The sequence below is a fragment of the Bradyrhizobium sp. B124 genome, assembly GCF_038967635.1.
In the GTDB taxonomy this organism is placed as follows: Bacteria; Pseudomonadota; Alphaproteobacteria; order Rhizobiales; family Xanthobacteraceae; genus Bradyrhizobium.
In genome coordinates this window covers 4,653,451-4,673,556 of sequence record NZ_CP152413.1, presented here as the reverse complement: position 1 = coordinate 4,673,556, position 20,106 = coordinate 4,653,451, and the positions used below count along the sequence as shown (strand labels likewise).

Sequence of the window (20,106 nt, the reverse complement as noted above, 5' to 3'; positions counted from 1 at the left end):
CCCGGGCCCGGCGACCGGCCCGGAGGTGGCGCGATAAATGACACGAAAGCGAAGGGAATCAAAGGGTTTCCGCCCCTGCTTCCGCTGCGAGAGTTAAACCGCCAACACAATTTTGCCAATATGTTCGCTGGTCTCCATGCGGCGGTGCGCATCGGCGGCCTTTTCCAGCGGGAATGTGCTGTCCATCAGCGGTTTGATGCGGCCTTCGCGCAACAAGGGCAGCACCTTGGCCTCGATCGCCGCGACCATTGCCGCCTTGTCCGCATTACTACGGGGGCGCAGGGTCGAGCCGGTGTGGTGCAGCCGCTTGACCATCAGCTTGGCGAAATTGACTGTGGCCTTCGGTGTTCCCGACAGGAACGCGATCTGGACGATGCGGCCCTCGACCGCAGCGGCGTCATAGTTCCGGTCGATATAGTCGCCGCCCACCATGTCGAGGATGACATCGGCGCCGTTGCCGCCGGTCGCCTGCTTCACGGCCTCGACGAAATCCTCGGTCTTGTAGTTGACCGCGCGATCGGCGCCGAGCTTGAGGCAGGCGTCAGCCTTGTCCTGCGAGCCGACGGTGACGATCACCTTGGCGCCGAACGCCTTGGCAAGCTGGATCGCCATCGTGCCGATGCCCGACGAGCCGCCGTGAATCAGCAGCGTCTCGCCGGCTTTGAGCGCGCCGCGCTCGAACACGTTGTGCCAGACGGTCATCAGCGTTTCCGGAATAGCGCCGGCTTCCTGCATCGTGAGCTGCGACGGCACGGTCATCGCCTGCGCGTCCTGCGCGATGCAATATTGCGCGTAGCCGCCGCCGGCGACGAGCGACATCACCTTGTCGCCGATCTTGTGCTTGGCGCCGTCGCCGAGTGCGACCACTTCGCCTGCGATCTCGAGGCCGGGCAGGTCGCTCGCGCCGGGCGGCGGCGGATAGGAGCCGGAGCGCTGCGCGACGTCAGGGCGATTGACGCCGGCGGCCGCGACCTTGACCAGGATTTCGCCGGGACCCGGCACCGGCAGCGCGCGGGTCTCCGGCACCAGCACCTCCGGGCCACCTGGCTTGCTGATGGCAACGACGGTCATTTGCGCGGGCAGGTTTGGCATGGTTCGTCCCTGGTCAGTGAAGAGGATTGGCTTGTGGCATACCGCCTTTTGCAACGAAGCGAAACGCCATTAAGTCCCGAACCGCCTCGTCAGATGGTCGGCTTTTTCGGGGCTGATTTTCTCGACCAGCGGGCCGAGCCTTGCGACCGGCGTACCGGCGCCTTGATCCAGTAGCGGGATGAGTGGGCCATTGGGCCAGGACGGGATCACATCGTCGCGACCGAGCGCGCCAAGCACGCGCGCCGCGAGATCAGGCACGATGCTCCACGCCAGCGTGGCGCAGAGCGCGACGAGATTCAGGCCCGTGCAGGTGATGATCGCGGCGCGTGCCGGATCGGACTTGATCGCCGTCCATGGTGCTGCGTGCTGCAGGTAAGCATTCGCGATGTCCCAGATCGCGCGGGTCGCAGCTGCCGCCGCACGAAACTCCAGCGCCGTGTGATGGCGGTGCAGTGCTGCGATGCGCTGCTCCAGATCAAGCGCGAGTTGCCGCTCGGCCTCACCGGGTACACCACCATCCGGGGTTCGGCCGTCGAAGGCGCGGTGCGCAAAGCTGATGATGCGGTTGGCAAGATTGCCGAAGATATCGGCGAGATCCTTGTTCACATCGGCAACAAATCTCGCGACGGCAAAATCGGTGTCGGCGCTTTCGGGCGCGTTGGCGATCAGCCACCAGCGCCAGAGATCGGCCGGCAATTCCTCCAGCGCCGCGTCGGTGAAGACGCCGCGCTTGCGGCTGGTCGAGAACTTGCCGCCCTCGTAATTCAGCCAGTGGAATCCCTTGATGACATCGGCGGTTTTCCACGGCTCGCCGGAGCCGATCAGCGTTGCCGGAAAACTCACGGTGTGGAACGGGATGTTGTCCTTGCCGAGAAACTGGATGTAGCTGACGTCGTCGGCCTGCCACCACCATTCTCGCCAGTCGCGGCCGGGCGCAGCGGCGGCCCATTCCTGCGTCGCCGCGATGTAGCCGATCGGCGCATCGAACCAGACGTAGAACACCTTGCCGTCAAAACCCTCGCGCGGCACGGCGATGCCCCAGGCGAGGTCGCGCGTGATGCAGCGGTCGCGCAGCTCGGCATTGAGCCAGCTCCTCGCGGTCGACACCACGAAGGGCGGCCAGCCGGTGCGGCTGTCGATCCATGCACCGATGCTGTCGACCAGCTGGGACTGGCGCAGGAACAGATGACGACTGTCGCGGATCTCGAGCGCGCAGTCGCCCGATAGCGCCGAGCGCGGATCGATGAGGTCCGGCGGGTCGAGCAGCGTGCCGCAATGGTCGCATTGATCGCCACGCGCCGATCCATCGCCGCAATGCGGGCAGGTGCCGAGCACGTAGCGGTCGGGCAGGAAGCGTCGGTCGGCCGGCGACCACACTTGCTGTGAGCTGCGCGCCTCGATCAGCCCGGCTGCATCGAGCCGGCGATAGAAATGCTGCGTCAGCGCATGATTGTGCGGCGCGCTGGTGCGGCCGAAATGATCGAAGGACAGACCGAAGCGCCGGTAGATGTCGGCCTGGACGATGTGCTGCGCATCGCAGAACGCCCGGATATCTTGTCCGGCCTCGATGGCGCCGAGTTCGGCCGGCGTGCCGTGCTCGTCGGTCGCGCAGATGAAGAGCAGTCGTTACCGGTCTGCCTGCGGAAGCGGGCGTGGACGTCGGCGGGCAGCAGCGAGCCGATCAGATTGCCGAGATGCTTGACGCCGTTCACATAAGGAAGGGCGCTGGTGATGAGAATTTTGCTCATGGGTTAGGGTCTTTCGCGTCTGGTGATGCCGACCCCGGTGCAATCAAATCGAAAATCAAAAAGCCCTCCCGCATGATCGGAAGGGCTTGGGGGCGGCTCATGCCTGGCGCGCAGGCGCACTATCCCGTCCGGTCAGACTCCTTGCGGTCGAGCCGGGGCATTCGCTTCAGATGTTGCGCGCACACGAAAGTCACTGCAAAATTCTCCTGCACAAGGACATTACCAGCTCTGGACGCAAGGCGCCAGATCGTCATCGCGGGGAGGACACATGCCGATTGAGGATGAGGACCGGCCGCGGAAGAAGATCACCCACGAGATCGGACAGGAACTCTCGCTGCTGTCGGTCGAGGAATTGACCGAGCGTATCGCGCTGCTCACGACCGAAGTCGATCGCCTGAAAGAGGCGATGACGAAGAAGCGCGCGTCGAAGGACGCCGCGAACGCGTTCTTCAAGTCGTAGCGCTTCGACATCATTCGGTCCCGTAGCCCGGATGGAGCGAAGCGCAATCCGGGGCCGCGCTATCCGCGGATGGAGCATTCCCGGATTTCGCTGCGCTCCATCCGGGCTACGCTTCTCCAAACCTCCCCTTGAAAAGGGGAGGTCGCTTTGCTCGTCAGAGCAAAGCGGGTGGGGATCTGCTCTCTCCACTTGCAGCGTCGCCTGCGGCTGAGCCCCATCCCGACCTTCCTCCTTGCAGGGGGAAGGAGAAGAAGTGCCGTCCGACCTCGCTCCATCCGGGCTACGCGTTCGCACCTCTCGTCAGCGGTGCTGTCCCAAACTAGGTCAATGGCCGACATGGCAAACAAAGCCTGAAGAAATCCGTTCATTTACGATCGGTTAAGCTTTCTCGATTATGACTGCATTGTCCTCGTTTGGACACCGAGTGGCTCCTGTCCACTCTGTTTGACGCCTCCCTGTTATCAACTTCAAAAGCCGCCGGAAACGGCGGCTCTTTTTTGTGCGTCCTATCCGTTGGAAACCATAAATCCGGTTGCGGCTGGACTCTGCCGCGCGCCCGCGCAATGATTTGTTCATCATAAGCTGGCGCGTCAGATGCCAGCGGGCGTTACGATGGTGTGAGGGCGTTAACCATGGCGGATCGTTCCCAGAACGAAGCCGGGCTTGTGCTGTTCAGTGAACGGCTGACCAATTCTGCGGCATTTGGCGTGCTGTTCCGGGAAGGCATGGATTTGGTCGAGCAGACCGCTGCCTATCTCGACGGCGACGGCCGTGCCGAGGCCAAGGCGCTGGAGCGTTCGGTCAGCCTGACCTATGCCACCGAAAGTATGCGCCTGACCACCCGGCTGATGCAGCTCGCCTCCTGGCTGCTGTTGCACCGCGCGGTCAAGGAAGGCGAGATGACGCTGACCCAGGCCAATCGCGAGAAGACCAAGGTGAAGCTGTCGGCCGCCGATCCCGGCCCGGCCGACATGGTGACCAAGTTGCCGGAGCAATTGCAGCAGCTGATCGCCCGCTCGATGGAGCTGCAGGCGCGCGTCCGCCGCCTCGACACCACGATTCATGCGCCGGCGCCGGATCGTTCGTCGATCGGCAACCCGCTGGTGCCGCAGCTCAACCGGCTCAAGGCTGCGTTCGAGCAGTAAGATACGAACAGTCAGCTCAGTGTGAGACCTCGGTGCGGCGTGGCTTGGCCCGCCGCGGTGTGTGCTGATCGATCATCTGCCGCAGCCGTATCGCTGCCGTCTCCAGTTCTTCCGGTTCGAATCCACCGAAGCCGAGCATCAGGCCGGGCCGCGCTGCTGCGTGGTACATCGGTGAAATCGGCCGCACGACGATGCCGTCGGCAAGTGCGGCCTTCGCCAGTTGCACATCATCGAAGTCTTGCGGCATCCACAGCAACAGATGCATGCCCTGGTCGCTCGGCTGCAGCGTGAAATCATCAGGCATGTGACGCGCAAGCGCCGAGATCAGCGTCGCGCGGCGCGCGGCGTAGACGCCGCGGATGCGCCTGATATGCGCTTCGAACAGCCCCTCGCTCATGTAGGCCGCCAGCACGTGCTGGTCGGTGGTCGGTGAATGCCGGTCGAGCAGCGCCCGCGCGCCGGCAAAGGCGTCGATCAACGGCAGCGGCGCCACGACGTAGCCGAGCCGCAGCGAGGGAAACAGCACCTTGCTTAGCGTGCCCAGATAGATCACGCGCGACGGCGCGAGGCCTTGCATCGACGGGAAGGGATGGCCTGCATAGCGCAGCTCGCTGTCGTAATCGTCCTCGACGATCCACGCATTGCTTCGCTGCGCCCACGCCACCAGCGCGTTGCGGCGGGCCATGCTCATCGGCATGCCGAGCGGATATTGATGCGAGGGCGTCACGAAAGCCGCGCGCGCATCCGGACATGCGGCAATCGCCGCCTCGACGTCGATGCCTTGTGCATCGACTGCAACGCGTGTGGTGACGAGATCGAGATCGTCGAGCACGGCCGTCATGCCGGGATAGGCGGGATCCTCGGCCCACACCCGGTCGCCCGCCGACAGCAGCACGCGGCCGGCGAGATAGAGGCCCTGCTGCGTGCCGGCCGTGATCACGACCTGCCCGGGCTCGCAATGCACTGCGCGGGATTTGCGCACATAGTCGGCGATCGCCTGCCGCAGTGCCATCAGGCCGCGCGGATCGCCGTAGCTTGCCGGCGCTGCCGCGCGCGACGCGCGCACGCGGTTGCCGAGGCGGCGCCAGTTGTCGTCGGGCGCGACGGCGCCGCCGGGGACTGCGATCGCAAACGGGACTTCCGGCATCGGCGTGAAGGCCGTCACCACCTTGGCAAGTCGCGCAGCGCGCGCAGGCAGCTGGATCGGCGCGGGCTTGTTCAGGCTGCGATTGACCACGACCGGCCGTGCTTGCTCGGCGAGCGTCGCCGCGACGCGGGTGCCGGCGCCGACCTGCGATTGCAGATAGCCCTCGGCCTGCAACTGCTCAAACGCCTCCGTGACCGTGCCGCGCGCAACGCCGAGCGAGGTCGACAGCGCGCGCGTCGACGGCAGATATTCGCCGGCCTTCAGTTCGCCATTGGCGATGGCGGCGCGCAGCGCCCGCGCGATCTGGCGTCCGACCTGTCCGGCGGCGCGGTCGACCGCCCGCAGCGAGGGGATGCTGATGGTGGCGCGCAGACGGGGCATAGTGGACCAGTCATGATGATCGAAAGTGGCCCTTATCATAGGCCACTTCGGCGCTATTGTGCGAGCAACAATTCGATGAGGTTTGCCAAGAGGCCTGCCATGTACCTGCCGCCGCATTTCAAGATGGATGAGCTCGGCCCGATCCACGCCGCGATGCGGGCCTCAAAGCTCGCGACACTGGTTACCGCGACCGCGGACGGGCTGATCGGAACGCCGCTGCCGCTGATCCTCAATGAAAACGAGGGCGATTACGGCACGCTGTACGGTCACGTCGCGCGGCCCAATCCGCAATGGAAGCTGCCCGCCGTGGGTGAGGCGATGGCGATCTTCATGGGGCCCGACGCCTATGTGACGCCGTCTTGGTATGTGACCAAGGCCGAGCACGGCAAGGTGGTGCCGACCTGGAATTACCTCGCCGTGCACGCCTACGGTGCGGCCGAGTTCTTCGAGGATGCGGACCGGCTGCTCGATGTCGTGACGCGACTGACCCGGTTGCACGAGAGTACGCGCAAGGAAGTCTGGCAGGTCAGCGATGCGCCCGATGATTTCATCAAGGCGCAGCTGCGCGGCATCGTCGGCTTCCGGATGCCGATCACACGGATCGACGCCAAGAAGAAGATGAGTCAGAACCGCAAGCTCGAGGATCGCGCCGGTATCATCGCGGGCCTAGGCGCGAGCGACAATCCCGTTGATCACGAAGTCGCGGCGATGATCCCGGCGAACTGACGAAAGCCGTCGATGGAATTGTACCTTGCCTTTGCGATCACGACCGCGACCTTCGCGCTGATTCCGGGGCCGGCCATGCTGTATGCCGCGGCCCGCACTTTGGCGGGCGGCCGACGTGCCGGGCTGATGGCCTCGCTTGGCCTGCATCTCGGCGGCTACGTTCATGTCATCGCCGCGGCCGCCGGCCTAGCGCTTCTGTTTCATGCGGTGCCGCCGCTATTCACAGCGATGAAGCTCGCCGGTGCGGCCTATCTGGTCTGGCTCGGGCTGTCGCTGTTTCGCGATCGCGACAGTACAAAGCGCCCTGAGCTTGCGCCGCTTTCCGCGGAGCGCGCGTTCGCGCAGAGCATCGTCGTCGAGGTGCTCAATCCGAAAACTGCGATCTTCTTCCTGGCGTTCCTGCCGCAGTTCGTCGATGTGTCGGCTAGCCTGCCGGTCTGGGCCCAGCTGTTCCTGCTCGGCACGACAGTCAATTTGACGTTCTCGGCGGTCGATATCGTCTGCGTGTTCTTCGCCAGCGCCGTGATGTCGAAGCTGCAGCGCTCCCGCAGGTCGCAGCGGATCATGCAGCGGATCGGCGGCAGTATCCTGGTCGCACTCGGCGCGCGGCTCGCCTTCCAGGATCGGTAGGGTCACGGCGGTCCATCTACCGGCGTCCGCCTCGCGCGCGTGCCACTGAGTTGCCCGACGGCGCAAGCCCTTCGCGTGCAGAACTCGGGCGCTTCATGTCGCGAGAATGCGGATGTGTGGCTCACAAGTGGCGCAACAAACTCAGTGTCGTCCCGGGCTTTACCCGGGACCCATAACCACAAATGGCAATTGGTGCGCGATGCTGGGGCCACAACCTTCTTCAACATCACAACTCTGTGGTGATGGGTCCCTGCTTTCGCAGGGACGACGATTGTGGATGCAGGCCACACATTCAGTTCGTCCTGGCGAAAGCCAGGACTCATTACCCCGAATCTCAATTGTTGCGCGCGCGGGGGCTGCGATCCCGTTCATCACTGAATGCGGTGGTTATGGATCCTGGCTTTCGCAGGGACGACGCACGGAGCGAGCCGCGCGCTCGTCCGTCCGGCCGGCCGATCCGGAGCAGCCCAAAACAAAAACGCCCCCGAGACGGAGGCGTTTTGCGTTTGATCGCGAGGGCGATCCCGAAGCGGACTTTAGTCCTTCTTGAGGAAGCCCGAAAACTTCTTCTGGAAGCGCGACACACGGCCGCCGCGGTCCATCAGCTGCTGGGTACCGCCGGTCCAGGCCGGGTGCGACTTGGGGTCGATGTCGAGGTTCAGCGTGTCGCCTTCCTTGCCCCAGGTGGAGCGGGTCAGGTACTCGGTGCCGTCGGTCATGACGACCTTAATCGTATGATAATTCGGATGAATATCGGCTTTCATGACAGTTCCTTCGGCGCGCCAGCGCCCGTCTCAAGACATCTAGGTACGGGATTTGGGCGGCTCTATAACCCATGGTGCCCGCCAAAACAAGCCAAGAAAGGGCTTAAGCCCATCACCGGATTGGGACTTTACCGGATTTGCCAGCCGGGGGTCGGCGGGCCTATGTGGGGGGCAATAGAACCGGTCTAGATAATGAGTGTAGCCGAACAGCTTGAGACCCCTCGCGGCCCCCCAGAGCCGCCGCGCGACGCGTTGCTCGATGAGGAGGCCTTCATCGAGAGCCAGATCATGGAGCCGGCGAAGAGCCGTGCCCGCTTGCGGCCCCTGCTTGCGCTCGCGCCCTATGTGGCGCGCTACAAGGGACGGGCGATCCTCGCGCTGATCTCGCTGACGATCGCGGCGATCACCACGCTGATCGTGCCGGTCGCGGTGCGGCGGATGATCGACCTCGGCTTCACGCCCGAAGGCATCGCGATGATCAACAGCTATTTCAGCGTGATGATCGCCGTCGTCGCGGTGCTCGCCTGTGCCAGCGCCTCGCGCTACTACCTCGTGATGACGATCGGTGAGCGCATCGTCGCCGATCTCCGGCGCGACGTGTTCGCGCATCTGATTTCGCTGTCGCCCGCGTTCTTCGATTCCGCACGGTCAGGTGAATTGGTGTCGCGGCTCACCGCCGACACCACGCAGATCAAATCCGCGGTCGGCGCCTCGGTGTCGATCGCGCTGCGCAATCTGATGCTGTTCTTCGGCGCCGCCGCGATGATGGTGATCACCAGCCCGCGGCTCTCGGGCTTCGTTCTGCTCGCGATTCCGATGATCGTGATTCCGCTGGTCGCGTTCGGCCGCTGGGTGCGGCGATTGTCGCGCAACGCCCAGGACACGCTGGCCGATGCCAGCGCCTATGCCTCCGAGCTGGTCAATGCGATCCGCACCGTGCAGGCCTATACCGGCGAACGGCTCGCCAGGGCGCGCTTTGCCCGCGAGGTCGAGCAGGCCTATGACGCCGCGCGCAGCTCGACCAAGGCGCGCGCGATGCTGACACTCATCGTCATCTTCATCGTGTTCGCCAGCGTCGTCGTGATCCTCTGGGTCGGGTCGCACGACGTGCTGATCGGCGCCATCAGCCCCGGCCGGCTCGGCCAATTCATTCTCTATACGGCCTTCGCAGCGAGCGGCCTCGGCCAGCTCAGCGAGGTCTGGGGCGAGGTCTCGGCCGCATCGGGCGCCGCCGAACGGCTGTTCGAGATTTTGCGCGTCAGGCCGCAGATCGCAGCTCCCGCGTCGCCGCGCGCACTGCCGCAGCCTGCGCGCGGTGATGTCGGCTTCGACAATGTCAGCTTCGCCTATCCGACCCGGCCCAACGCGCTCGCGGTCGACGGCGTGTCGCTGGAGGTGCGCTCCGGCGAGAAGGTCGCGATCGTCGGCCCGTCGGGCGCCGGCAAGAGCACGCTGTTCCACCTGCTGCTGCGCTTCTACGATCCGAAATCGGGCACCATCTCGCTCGATGGTGTGCCGATCCGGCAGGCCGATCCGGCCGACGTGCGCGCGCGGCTCGCGCTGGTGCCGCAGGATTCCGTGGTGTTCGCCGCGAGCGCTCGCGACAATATCCGGTTCGGCCGGCCCGATGCCACCGACGCCGAGGTCGAGCGCGCCGCTGATCTCGCCCATGCCACCGAATTCCTGCGCCGGCTGCCCGGCGGCTTCGACGCCCAGCTCGGCGAGCGCGGCGTGACGCTGTCCGGCGGCCAGCGCCAGCGCATCGCGATCGCGCGCGCGATCCTGCGCGATGCGCCGCTGCTGCTGCTCGACGAGGCGACCTCGGCGCTCGACGCCGAGAGCGAGACGCTGGTGCAGACCGCGCTGGAGGAATTGATGCGCCATCGCACCACGCTTGTCATCGCGCATCGCCTGGCCACCGTGCTGTCCTGCGACCGCATCCTGGTGATGGACCAGGGCAGGATCGTCGAGCAGGGCACTCACGCCGAGCTGGTTGCCGCGGGCGGCCTCTACGCGCGGCTGGCGCGGCTGCAATTCGAGGGGATTTGAGCGAATTGGGACTCTGTGCGCTCCGCCTATGCGATTCCTATGTGATCGGGCGCGCGCCCCCCTCGAAAACCTATTCCCGCGCAAGGATAGTCGCGCCGCGCCGGACCTCCCTCGACCGCCGTAGGAGCATCGGCGCGCGGGGTGTTCGACTGATGCGCGAGGACGCGACCGAACCGGAGAGCAAGCTGCTTCGTGCCTGGCAGCTTGCCGTCCTGCGCTTCGCGGTGACGCTCGACGACGATGATCGGATGCACGCGCTCGGCGTGGCCGGCGAGGTCGACCGGTTGGGTGGCGCGGCCGATGACGCCTTCCACTTCTTCCGCAGGACGACCGCGGAGCTGTGCGCGGCGATCTCCGGTCGGGGCGCGGATCAGGATGCCGTCATCCGGCGATTTCTGGCAGAGATCGACAACGTCAGACTCAAGCGCGCGGTCGAAGCGGCGATCGCCAAGGACCGCACGCCGCCGAAACTCGTGGCGAGCCGCATCAAGCCCGGCACCGATCTCTGGCGGGGCCTGCCATCGCGGCGTGCAACCGGAACGTAGGGAGGGGCTCTCTGCAATCGCCATCACGGCGCGGCGGATATTCCGCCAGAACATGTCGCCACGACCCCTTGCCGGGTTGCTGCGATGAGTGCGATGCGCTTCTCTGTGCTCGAAAAGAGACCGGTCGGTGTCGGACAATGCGGGGAGTGGCGAGATGGGTGGTTTGGTGATCAGCGGCGGCCGGGTGGTGGATCCGGCCAGCGGGATGGATGCGATCGGCGACGTCGCCGTCGTCGACGGCAAGATCGCCGCGGTTGGCACCGGCCTCGGCGGCGCCGAGCGCCAGATCGACGCCACCGGACTTGTGGTGGCGCCCGGCTTCATCGACCTGCACGCGCATGGCCAGACCATTCCGGCCGATCGCATGCAGGCGTTCGACGGGGTGACGACATCGCTCGACCTCGAGGCCGGCGTGTTGCCGGTGGCATCCTGGTACAAGCGTCAGGCCGAGAAGGGACGGGTGCTGAACTACGGCGCCGCGGCCAACTGGGCGTTCGCGCGGATCGGTGCCATGACCGGCTCGAATGCGGAAAGCTCGCTGGAATCATTCGGTGCCGCGATGCGCGATCGCCGCTGGATCGAGAACGTGGCGACCGAGGGTGAGGTCGGCGGCATCCTCGCGCGCCTTGCCAACGGACTGAATGAGGGTGGCATCGGCATCGGTATTCTCAACGCCTACGCGCCCGGCGCCGGCGTGCAGGAACTCACCGCGGTGTGCCAGCTCGCCGCGGATCATGCGGTGCCGACCTTCACCCACGTCGCCTACATGTCGCGCATCGATCCCGAGAGCGCGGCCGAGGCCTATATCCGCCTGATCGGCTATGCCGGCGCCACCGGCGCGCACATGCACATCTGTCACTTTAACTCGTCGAGCAAGACGGACATCGAGCGCTGTGTTGCGCTGATCGCCAAGGCGCAGGCGCAGGGCCTGCCGATCACGGTGGAGGCCTATCCCTACGGCACCGGCTCGACCGTGCTGGCGGCGACCTTCTTCAGCGATCCCAAATTCGAGGAGCGCAACGGCCTCGGCTATGATTCGGTGCAGCGCGTGACCGACGGTCACCGCTTCGGCAGCCGGGAGGAACTGCTGGCGGCGCAGGCCGCGGAACCCTCGACGCTGGTGCTATGGCATGTGCTCGATATCGAGAACAACGCGCATCATCGCGATCTGCTCGATATGGCAGTGCTGTATCCGGGCGGCGCGATCGCGTCCGACGCGATGCCGTGGACGCTGTCGGATGGCCGCCCCTACACCGGCGACGCCTGGCCGCTGCCTGACGATGCCACCTCGCATCCGCGTTCAGCCGGCTGCTTCACCCGCTTCATCCGCGAATGGGTGCGCGAGCGCAGGAAGGTGTCGCTGCTCGAGGGCATCCGCAAATGCGCGCTGATCCCGGCGGAAATCCTGTCCGCGAGCACGCCGGCGATGCGTGCCAAGGGCAGGCTACAGGCGGGCGCCGACGCTGACGTCGTGGTGTTCGACTTCGAGACGCTGAGCGATCGCGCGACCTTCTCCGCGATGAACCGCCCGGCGGAAGGCGTGCGGCATCTCGTGGTCAGCGGTCAGCCGCTGATCAATGATGGCGTGCTCGACGTCGCGGCACGGCCGGGCCGGCCGGTGCGCCGGCCGGTCACTGGGGGCTGAGATGCCGGTCCCGATCCTGCTGGTCGCGGGTTTTCTCGGGGCGGGCAAGACCACGGTCGTCAACCATCTGCTGGCGCATGCGCAAGGGCGGCGCATCGCGGCCGTGGTCAACGATTTCGGCGCGATCAATATCGACGCGGAGCTGATTGCCGGCGCCAGCGACGGCGTGGTCAGCCTGAGCAATGGCTGCATCTGCTGCACGCTGGAAGGCGATCTGCTGCGCACGCTCGCAACCTTGCTGCGGCGTGATCCGCGTCCCGAATTCATCGTGATCGAGACCAGCGGGATCGCCGATCCCGCCGACATCGTGCGCAACCTGATGGATCCGGTGATCTGGAAGGAGGCGCCGCTGGAGACCGTGCTGTGCGTGGTCGACGCGACGCAGCCGGTGGCGATGCTGAACGATGCGCTGCTGCGCTCGCAGCTGCGCGCGGCCGATGTGGTGGCGCTGAGCAAAGTCGATCTGGCCGATGCAGCCGCGTGCGCGGCGATCCGAGATGCCGTGCGGACAATGCGTCCGGCTGCGGTCATCGTTGCTGCCCTGCATGGCGAGGTGCCGGCCGAGCTGGTGTTTCCGGCCGATCTCGATCATGTGCCGACGCTGCGCGAGACCGCGCCGCGACGGCCGACGTCCGATCGGTTCGAGACGCTGAGCTGGACCTCGGAGCGGAAGGTAGCGTTGCCGCGCTTGCAGCAGGCGATCGGCAGACTGGCGCCGAAGCTGGCGCGGGCGAAGGGATTGTTCGAGACGGTGGAGCAGCCGGGACGGCTGACGGTATTTCAACTCGCCGGCGGACGCGCGACACTGGCTGCCGGCGGCGTGCCGGCGCCCGGCGTGCCACGCACGCGAATCGTGTTCATCGCCGAGATGGGCGCGCTGTCGCGGGCCGAGATCGATGAGGTGATGCAGGGATGTGTCGAAGCAGGGTGATGTGAGCTTACGTTTCCGTCACCCTGAGGAGCGCGAAGCGCGTCTCGAAGGGTCGACGGCCACCAGCCGGGCCGTGCATCCTTCGAGACGCGCGTTCCGCGCTCCTCAGGATGACGGGTTACCGCTCCGCGTCAGCAGTAGATGTGGCTGGGCTGTGTCATCGCCGCAGCATCATCCCGCAAAGCATGTGTGCGACAATCGCATCGAATTGACAGCCCATCCCGCACCACCTATCGTTTCGCTCGACGGTTCCCTTCGGGGATCAAAAGGGAATGCGGTGCGAGGGTAACCCCAATGCCGCAGCTGTCCCCGCAACTGTAAACGGCGAGCCTTTCGTCAATTTGCCACTGGGCCACTCCGCCCGGGAAGGCGTCGACAGGCGATGACCCGTGAGCCAGGAGACCTGCCGTCAGTCGTGGTCACACGCGAGCACATCGGGCGGGGGCGTCCTGGTGGGATCGGAGCACTGCCTCTGGGGCAATGCGCCAGTCCGCGTTCGCGGTGACGTGCCACGTTACCGCGAGTCTTTCCGTGTCTCCGTCAACTCCCTCCGCGCGCCGTTGGCGCCTCGGTCTCGTTTGCTCCCTGTCATCGCTGCTGCTGCCGGCTGAAGGTTCGGCACAAACATCTCCACCCACCACGCTCGATCCGATCGAGGTCGCACCCTCGACATCCGCAAAGCCCAAGCCTGCGGCGCGAAGCCGCAACTCGGCGACGTCGTCGCGGCCGCGCGCCAGACCTGCAACGGCGGCAACCGCTGGCGCACCCCGTGCTGCAGCGTCGGGCGCTTCGGGATCGGCATCACCGACGCTCAACGCCACCACACAGGGAGGCACCGGCAGTCGTCTCAACCTGACGCCGCTGCAGACGCCGGCCAGCGTCGAGATCATCACGTCGCAAACCATCGCCGAGCGCGGCCAGCACAATGTGCTTGATGCCGTCACGCAGAATGCGGCCGGGTTCATCGCAACGCCGGCGCCCGGCAATGGCGGCCTGTCGTTCAGCACCCGCGGCTTTGCCGGCAGCAATTCGGTGATGACGCTGTATGACGGCACACGCTTCTATATCGGCTCGGGCACCCTGACGTTCCCCTACGACACCTGGTCGACCCAGCGGGTCGAGGTGCTGCGCGGCCCGGCCTCGGTGCTGTACGGCGAAGGCGCGATCGGCGGCGTCATCAACGTCGTTCCGAAGAAGCCGCAGGGCACGCCCTATAATGAGGCCGAGGTCTCGCTCGACAGCAATATGACGCGGCGGCTCTCGGTGGACAGCACCGGTCCGATCAACCCCAATGTGTCGTACCGCATCAACGCCACCGGCAACATGTCGGACGGCTGGGTCGATCGCGACAAGACCTCGAATGCGGTGGTCTCCGCCGCCGTGCGGGTGCAGGCATCGGACAACCTCGCCTTCACGCTGTCAGAGGATTATGGCGACCGCAGCCCGTCGCGCTATTTCGGCACGCCGCTGATCAACGGCTCGATTCAGGACGCGCTGCGCTTCAAGAACTACAACGCATTGGACAGCGCAATCCGCTACCAGGACAGCTGGACCCAGCTCAAGACCGAGTGGGACGTCGCCGACGGCATCAAGATCAACAACACGCTGTATTACCTGACCAGCGAGCGGCACTGGCGCGATATCGAAAACTACATCTGGAACCCGAAGACCCAGCTGATCGACCGCTCCAGCTATATCGAGATCTTCCACGACCAGAAGCAGCTCGGCAACCGGATGGATACGACCTTCAACGGTCACATCTTCGGACTTGCGAACCAGTTCGTTGCCGGGTTCGACGTCAACCGGATCGACTTCGCCCACACCAGCAACTCGCCCTATGGCGGCGCGTCGTCGGTCAATCCTTACGTGTTCGATCCCGGATCGTTTTTCGCGACGACCACGGCGACGACGCCGGGCTTCAACGCGATCGTCAATCAATACGCGCTGTTTGCCGAAGATCGTCTGTCGCTGACCGATCAATTGTCGCTCATCACCGGCGTCCGGTACGATCGTCCCGAGGTCGATCGCACCGACTACAAGACGCCGGCGAACAGTTTTGAAACGACGCTGTCGGGCACCAGCTGGCGAACCGGGCTGGTTTACGAGCCGATCAAGAACCTCGCGTTCTATGGTCAGTACGCGGTCGGCGTCGATCCGGTCAGCAATTTGATCTCGCTGTCGACCTCGCAGAAAACCTTCCAGCTCGCGACCGGCAAGCAGACCGAGATCGGCGTCAAGCAGTCGTTCTGGGGCGGCCGCGGCGAGTGGACGCTGGCAGGGTACGAGATCGTCAAGACCGGCCTGACCATTCCCGATCCCAGCAATCCCACTGCCGGCCTGGCACTGCAGATCGGCCAACAATCATCACGCGGGGTCGAAGGATCGATCGGGCTCGCGCTGAACGATGGCTGGCGCGTCGACGCCAATCTTGCGCTGCTGCGTGCCCGATACGACAACAACAGCCAGGTGGTCGGCGGCAAGGTCGTCAGCTACAACGGCAATGTTCCGGTCAACGTTCCGCAGCAGGTCTCGAACGTCTGGCTGACCTGGGACTTCGCGCCGAACTGGTCGGTTTATGGCGGCGTGCAGATCGTCGGCGCGATGTACTCTGATCTCGCCAACACCCAGCTGCGGCCGGGCTACAATGTGGTCAATGGCGGCATCAGGTGGAAGCCCGATGATCGCACCACGGTTGCGTTCCGCGTCTACAATCTGTTCGACAAGGTCTACGCGGTGACCTCGAACGGGACGGGGCAGTGGCTGCTCGGCATGCCGCGCACCGCCGAATTGTCCGTCAACGTGAAGTTCTGACCATGCGCAACGCTCTGATCCGGCGAGCGCGGCGATGGCTTTATGTCGTCCATCGCTGGATCGGCATTGCGACGTGTCTCTTCTTCGCGATGTGGTTCATCTCTGGCCTCGTCATGATGTACGTGGCGTTTCCGCGCCTCACTGACGACGAGCGCCTCTCTGCGCTCCCTGGCATCGTTTGGGGCAAGGTACAGATCGCACCTGATCGTGCGATGGCGATCGCGGGCACGGAACATTATCCACGCGATCTCCGGCTCTCGATGCTGGACGACGTTCCGGTCTATCGCGTGACCGGATGGAACGGGGGCGCCGTCACCATTTCGGCGATCGACGGCAGCGTCATCGACCGGATCACGCCGGGTCAGGCACTGGCCATTGCACGCCATCATCCGCACGCGGTGCGTCCGCAATTGCTCGACACGGTGACGCGCGATCAATGGTCGGTCACTGCGCGCTTCGATCCGCTGCGGCCGCTCTATTTGATCGGTCTCGGCGACGCCGATGGCACCGAACTTTATGTCTCGTCGCGCAGCGGTGAGATCGCGCTCGACACCACGCGGCAGGAACGTATCTGGAACTGGCTCGGCTCAATCCCGCACTGGATCTATCCGACCGTGCTGCGCAAGGATGGTCCGGTGTGGCGGGACGTGGTGCTGTGGATCTCGGGCACCTGCCTCGTCGTCGCGGTCACCGGCTTCTGGATCGGCATTCTGCGCCTGCGGCTGACGCGCCGTTACGCTGATGGCGCCGTCTCGCCCTATCGCGGCTGGATGGCCTGGCATCATATCGCCGGCCTCGTCGGCGGCATCTTCGTCTTCACCTGGATGCTCAGCGGCTGGCTGTCGCTCAATCCCGGCGGCGCCTTCTCCGGCCGCGGCCTCACGCGCGAGATCGCGGTTGGCTACAGCCGCCACGATGCGCCCGATATCGTCGCTCACTTGCAGTCGCCGCCGCAGGTATCGGCGGTGGAGGCGCGCTTCGTCTGGATCGGCGGACACCCCCTGATGGTGCTCGACGCTAGCGGCGGCCGTCGCAGCCTCGCCGATCCCTTGACCGGCGCGCCCGTGACGCTCTCGCAGGACGAGATCATCGCGGCCGCCCGGCGCGCGATGCCGAAAGCTGCGATGATATCGGCGCGACAGCTCGATGAACCGGACGCCTACTGGTACACGCTGCACCAAGCGCGCGAGCTTCCGGTGCTGCGGATCGCCTTCGACGATCTCGCCCATATCTGGCTGCACATCTCTCCGGTCACCGCCGAGATTCTCGATCGCAGCGACGACAGCCGCCGGTCCTACCGCTGGCTGTTCAACGCGCTGCACAGCCTGGATTTCCCGCTGCTGCTGCGCATCTGGCCGGCGCGCGATGTCGTGGTCTGGCTGCTGTCGGCGGTCGGCACCATCGTCTCGATCAGCGGTATCGTGATCGGCTGGCGCAGGCTGCGACGGCGCAAGGTGCGGCCGGCGCGAGGTCTCCGCCCTTGTTAGCAGATTGTCACAATCTGTTTCTATGTTGCGCCTGCCGCGGGGGTTGACGAACAGCTCTATCGATCACCGATAGATCGTGCTGTTCGGCTGGGCTTGAGGATCAAGGCGGCGCCTCATGCACTTTGTTCAATGGGTTGGAAGATCGGGCTGCGCTCGAAGCATGATCGGATGTGGCAGCGCTTTCTTGGCCTGGTCATAGGCACTCTCGTTGCCGGGAATATCCAGACGGTAACGATGGCCGCAAGCCTTGAATCAGTTCGGACGCCGGCAACGGTCGACTTCGATATTGGCAGCCAGCCTCTGGTCTCCGCGCTCGATGCCTACAGCGCGGTCACCGGTCTTCAGGTCGTTTACGACGCCACACTGGCTGGGGGACGCCGCGCACAGGCCGTCAAGGGATCGATGACGCCCGACATGGCGTTGCAGCTCCTGCTCGAGGGAACCGGTCTGGTTGCAGTCTATGCCGCGGCGAACGCCTTCACGATTGTGCCTGCGGCCACTGCGCCGCAGACGGCGTCGATGCGTGGCTTCATGCCGTATCTTGCGGCCGTCCAGAGCAGCGTCGAGGAGGCATTCTGCCGGTCCGCGCTGACCGCGCCGGGCGGCTATCGGATCAAGTTCAGGTTCTGGATCGGGCATGCCGGCGAGGTGCTGCAGCCCCAGCTGCTCGGCTCGACCGATGACAGCGCGCGTGACCAGGCGATCGCCGCCCTGTTGCGTGCTGTCGTGATCGGCCGGCCGCCGCCTCCGGACATGCCGCAGCCGGTCATGATGGCGGTTTCGCCGCGGCCGCCTTCCGAGACCGGCGACTGTGCCGCGCGTGACCCAAGGCGCCCGGGACTGGTCGCGCGATGACGGAAACCACTTCGACCACGCTTCGGCAGGTGCTCGTCGAGCGCTACGACGAGCTTCGCCGCCGCCTCGCGCGGCGTCTCGGCGACGAAAGAGCCCGCGAAACCCTTCACGAGACGTGGCTGCACCTTCGCGACAAGAACGGCTCGGGCGTGGTGGACAGCCCGATCGGCTATCTGCTGCGCAGCGCGCTCAATCTTGCGATCAGTCGCGAGCGCCAGGAGACGCGCCGCCTCAAGCGGTTCGAGGTGCAGCCGATGCTCGAGATCGCCGACGCGGCGCCCGGCCCGGAACGCGAGGTCGAATCGCGGGAACAGATTGCGCATCTGGAGCAGGTGCTTGAGGAACTCACGCCGCGCCGCCGGACGATCCTGCTCGCATCCCGCCTGGAGGGCACGCCGCTCCGGGAAATCGCCGCGCGTCTCGGGGTTTCGCAGCGTCTGGTGGAGCTTGAGCTGAAAGCTGCGCTCGAGCATTGCGCCAAGCGCTTTAATAAAAAGGTCACAAGGCGTTTCGGTCCGGCACCGCGGGAAACGTCCTGATAGGAGAGCGTCAGAGTGTTGCGTATTTGGATGGACGTGCTGCCAAGAGAAACGCCCGATCGATGACACGTAGCGACGAACCGTCGGAGGAGCTGACCGCGATCGAGAGCGAGGCGCTTGCGCGCGTCCAGCGGCTTGGTTCGGGGCAGGCTACCCGGCGGGACATCGAGGAAACCCGGCATTGGGGAAGCCAGAGCAGCGCCCATTCGGAGGCGCTGGCGCAGGCCAGCCTGCTCTGGGATCAGCTCGGCCCGGCCGGCGCCAACCTGTTGAAGCGGCGCGGCGATTCCATGCTGGCGGACGTCCGGCGGCAGCCGCGCATGACGCGGCGGGCGATGCTCGGAGGCGCGCTGGCGACGTCGGCCGCCGCCTATCTCGTGGTGTCGCCACCGATGCAGCTGTGGCCGTCGCTGCAGGATGTGATGGCGGACTATCGCACCGCCGCCGGCGAGCAGCGCAAGCTCACGATCGATGGCGGTGTCAAGGTGACGCTGAACACCGGAACCAGCGTCAATGTTCAGTCGGGCGACAGCAGCCAGGATCGCATCGAGATCCTGACCGGGGAAGCCGTGATCGCGGCAGCCTCCGCGAGCCGCGAGGTGCGCGTGGTGGCCGGCGACGGCGAGATGAGCGCGCGTCAGGCGCAGTTCAACGTCCGTCATGAGCCGCGCAGCACCTGCGTGACGTGCCTCGATGGCGAGGTCCGGGTCACCCGTCACAGCTCCGTCGCGGCGCTGCATGCGGGGCAACAGGTCAGCTATGCAGCGCTTGGTCTCGCGGCGCCCATGTCAGTCGATCCCGCCGAGGTGACAGCCTGGCGCGACGGAATGCTGATTTTTCATGACGCTCCGCTCGGCAACGTCGTGACGGAGATCAATCGTTACCGGTCGGGCAAGGTCATGGTGACGAACGCGGAATTGGAACGCCGTCTCGTCAACGGCCGGTTCCGCATCGACAACGTCGATGGCATCCTGACCATGTTCCAGCAAATCTTCGGCGCGAAAGCGCGACATCTGCCCGGCGGCATCGTGCTGCTGAGCTGATGTCGGGCGGCCGTGAAGGCGCGCATCATGTCTGCGCTGGAATTGTGATGCAGCCCGCGATTTTGTTGTTCGGTCCCGCCGATCAAATGGCGTCCTTGGAGACGAGAA

16 protein-coding genes, 1 pseudogene and 1 riboswitch are annotated in these 20,106 nt (G+C 65.3%); of the genes and pseudogenes, 13 read left to right on the top strand and 4 right to left on the bottom strand.

The features are described 5' to 3' along the window. Positions 1-93: 93 nt before the first annotated feature. Both AAFG13_RS22330 and metG read right to left on the bottom strand, forming a co-directional pair. Positions 94-1,092, bottom strand: a complete 999-nt coding sequence (locus AAFG13_RS22330) for an NAD(P)H-quinone oxidoreductase (RefSeq protein ID WP_342708224.1) — start codon at positions 1,090-1,092, stop codon at positions 94-96. 69 nt (positions 1,093-1,161) lie between these two features. Beyond that, positions 1,162-2,840 (bottom strand): annotated as a pseudogene (metG, locus tag AAFG13_RS22325) (methionine--tRNA ligase). 268 nt (positions 2,841-3,108) lie between these two features. On the opposite strand from metG, the gene AAFG13_RS22320 reads away from it, so the two are divergent. Further along, positions 3,109-3,300, top strand: a complete 192-nt coding sequence (locus tag AAFG13_RS22320) for a DUF1192 domain-containing protein (RefSeq protein ID WP_212318352.1) — start codon at positions 3,109-3,111, stop codon at positions 3,298-3,300. 632 nt (positions 3,301-3,932) lie between these two features. Beyond that, positions 3,933-4,445, top strand: coding sequence for a DUF1465 family protein (locus tag AAFG13_RS22315; RefSeq protein WP_342708223.1), 513 nt, complete (start codon positions 3,933-3,935; stop codon positions 4,443-4,445). Positions 4,446-4,461: 16 nt separating this feature from the next. Here the strand turns inward: AAFG13_RS22315 and AAFG13_RS22310 are convergent, their stop codons facing one another. Beyond that, positions 4,462-5,973: a PLP-dependent aminotransferase family protein gene (locus tag AAFG13_RS22310; RefSeq protein WP_342708222.1), complete on the bottom strand. Its 1,512-nt coding sequence runs from the start codon at positions 5,971-5,973 to the stop codon at positions 4,462-4,464. Positions 5,974-6,072: 99 nt separating this feature from the next. Here AAFG13_RS22310 and AAFG13_RS22305 point away from each other — a divergent pair, with 99 nt between their 5' ends. Then, positions 6,073-6,699, top strand: a complete 627-nt coding sequence (locus AAFG13_RS22305; RefSeq protein WP_342708221.1) for an FMN-binding negative transcriptional regulator — start codon at positions 6,073-6,075, stop codon at positions 6,697-6,699. A 12-nt stretch (positions 6,700-6,711) separates the two neighbouring features. Continuing rightward, positions 6,712-7,329, top strand: a complete 618-nt coding sequence (locus AAFG13_RS22300) for a LysE family translocator (RefSeq protein WP_212318346.1) — start codon at positions 6,712-6,714, stop codon at positions 7,327-7,329. Positions 7,330-7,865: 536 nt separating this feature from the next. On the opposite strand, the gene rpmE is transcribed toward AAFG13_RS22300, so the two are convergent. Then, positions 7,866-8,093 (bottom strand): 50S ribosomal protein L31, encoded by a 228-nt coding sequence (rpmE, locus tag AAFG13_RS22295; protein WP_016845230.1) that lies wholly within the window; start codon positions 8,091-8,093, stop codon positions 7,866-7,868. Between the two features lie 192 nt (positions 8,094-8,285). Here rpmE and AAFG13_RS22290 point away from each other — a divergent pair, with 192 nt between their 5' ends. The 9 genes from AAFG13_RS22290 (at position 8,286) to AAFG13_RS22250 (ending at position 19,998) form a co-directional block, all read left to right on the top strand. Then, on the top strand, positions 8,286-10,142 hold the full coding sequence (locus AAFG13_RS22290) for an ABC transporter ATP-binding protein/permease (RefSeq protein ID WP_342708220.1): 1,857 nt from the start codon (positions 8,286-8,288) through the stop codon (positions 10,140-10,142). Positions 10,143-10,294: 152 nt separating this feature from the next. Beyond that, positions 10,295-10,687 carry a hypothetical protein gene (locus AAFG13_RS22285; RefSeq protein WP_249132585.1) on the top strand — a complete coding sequence of 131 codons (393 nt, stop codon included), beginning with the start codon at positions 10,295-10,297 and terminating at the stop codon, positions 10,685-10,687. A gap of 154 nt (positions 10,688-10,841) precedes the next feature. Next, entirely contained in the window at positions 10,842-12,332 is a 1,491-nt protein-coding gene (locus tag AAFG13_RS22280) for an amidohydrolase family protein (protein WP_342708219.1), read from the top strand. 1 nt (position 12,333) lies between these two features. Beyond that, positions 12,334-13,263, top strand: coding sequence for a GTP-binding protein (locus AAFG13_RS22275; RefSeq protein WP_342708218.1), 930 nt, complete (start codon positions 12,334-12,336; stop codon positions 13,261-13,263). A 229-nt stretch (positions 13,264-13,492) separates the two neighbouring features. Then, positions 13,493-13,689, top strand: a riboswitch (cobalamin riboswitch). Between the two features lie 105 nt (positions 13,690-13,794). Beyond that, on the top strand, positions 13,795-16,074 hold the full coding sequence (locus tag AAFG13_RS22270) for a TonB-dependent receptor (RefSeq protein ID WP_342708217.1): 2,280 nt from the start codon (positions 13,795-13,797) through the stop codon (positions 16,072-16,074). 2 nt (positions 16,075-16,076) lie between these two features. Then, on the top strand, positions 16,077-17,561 hold the full coding sequence (locus AAFG13_RS22265) for a PepSY domain-containing protein (RefSeq protein WP_342708216.1): 1,485 nt from the start codon (positions 16,077-16,079) through the stop codon (positions 17,559-17,561). A gap of 234 nt (positions 17,562-17,795) precedes the next feature. Beyond that, positions 17,796-18,416, top strand: coding sequence for an STN domain-containing protein (locus tag AAFG13_RS22260; RefSeq protein ID WP_342708215.1), 621 nt, complete (start codon positions 17,796-17,798; stop codon positions 18,414-18,416). After that, positions 18,413-18,955 carry a sigma-70 family RNA polymerase sigma factor gene (locus AAFG13_RS22255; RefSeq protein WP_212318330.1) on the top strand — a complete coding sequence of 181 codons (543 nt, stop codon included), beginning with the start codon at positions 18,413-18,415 and terminating at the stop codon, positions 18,953-18,955. The genes AAFG13_RS22260 and AAFG13_RS22255 overlap by 4 nt, the downstream gene beginning before the upstream one ends. A 62-nt stretch (positions 18,956-19,017) precedes the next feature. Next, positions 19,018-19,998: a FecR domain-containing protein gene (locus AAFG13_RS22250; protein WP_342708214.1), complete on the top strand. Its 981-nt coding sequence runs from the start codon at positions 19,018-19,020 to the stop codon at positions 19,996-19,998. Positions 19,999-20,106 lie beyond the last annotated feature (108 nt).

Excerpts from the sequence above, each read along its gene's own strand:
- AAFG13_RS22300 (WP_212318346.1), top strand. The coding sequence starts at position 6,712 with ATGGAATTGTACCTTGCCTTTGCGATCACGACCGCGACCTTCGCGCTG.
- AAFG13_RS22290 (WP_342708220.1), top strand. The coding sequence starts at position 8,286 with ATGAGTGTAGCCGAACAGCTTGAGACCCCTCGCGGCCCCCCAGAGCCG.
- AAFG13_RS22265 (WP_342708216.1), top strand. The coding sequence starts at position 16,077 with ATGCGCAACGCTCTGATCCGGCGAGCGCGGCGATGGCTTTATGTCGTC.
- AAFG13_RS22275 (WP_342708218.1), top strand. The coding sequence starts at position 12,334 with ATGCCGGTCCCGATCCTGCTGGTCGCGGGTTTTCTCGGGGCGGGCAAG.
- AAFG13_RS22310 (WP_342708222.1), bottom strand. The coding sequence starts at position 5,973 with ATGCCCCGTCTGCGCGCCACCATCAGCATCCCCTCGCTGCGGGCGGTC.
- AAFG13_RS22260 (WP_342708215.1), top strand. The coding sequence starts at position 17,796 with ATGGCCGCAAGCCTTGAATCAGTTCGGACGCCGGCAACGGTCGACTTC.
- AAFG13_RS22255 (WP_212318330.1), top strand. The coding sequence starts at position 18,413 with ATGACGGAAACCACTTCGACCACGCTTCGGCAGGTGCTCGTCGAGCGC.
- AAFG13_RS22250 (WP_342708214.1), top strand. The coding sequence starts at position 19,018 with ATGACACGTAGCGACGAACCGTCGGAGGAGCTGACCGCGATCGAGAGC.
- AAFG13_RS22305 (WP_342708221.1), top strand. The coding sequence starts at position 6,073 with ATGTACCTGCCGCCGCATTTCAAGATGGATGAGCTCGGCCCGATCCAC.
- rpmE (WP_016845230.1), bottom strand. The coding sequence starts at position 8,093 with ATGAAAGCCGATATTCATCCGAATTATCATACGATTAAGGTCGTCATG.
- AAFG13_RS22320 (WP_212318352.1), top strand. The coding sequence starts at position 3,109 with ATGCCGATTGAGGATGAGGACCGGCCGCGGAAGAAGATCACCCACGAG.
- AAFG13_RS22315 (WP_342708223.1), top strand. The coding sequence starts at position 3,933 with ATGGCGGATCGTTCCCAGAACGAAGCCGGGCTTGTGCTGTTCAGTGAA.
- AAFG13_RS22330 (WP_342708224.1), bottom strand. The coding sequence starts at position 1,092 with ATGCCAAACCTGCCCGCGCAAATGACCGTCGTTGCCATCAGCAAGCCA.
- AAFG13_RS22280 (WP_342708219.1), top strand. The coding sequence starts at position 10,842 with ATGGGTGGTTTGGTGATCAGCGGCGGCCGGGTGGTGGATCCGGCCAGC.
- AAFG13_RS22285 (WP_249132585.1), top strand. The coding sequence starts at position 10,295 with ATGCGCGAGGACGCGACCGAACCGGAGAGCAAGCTGCTTCGTGCCTGG.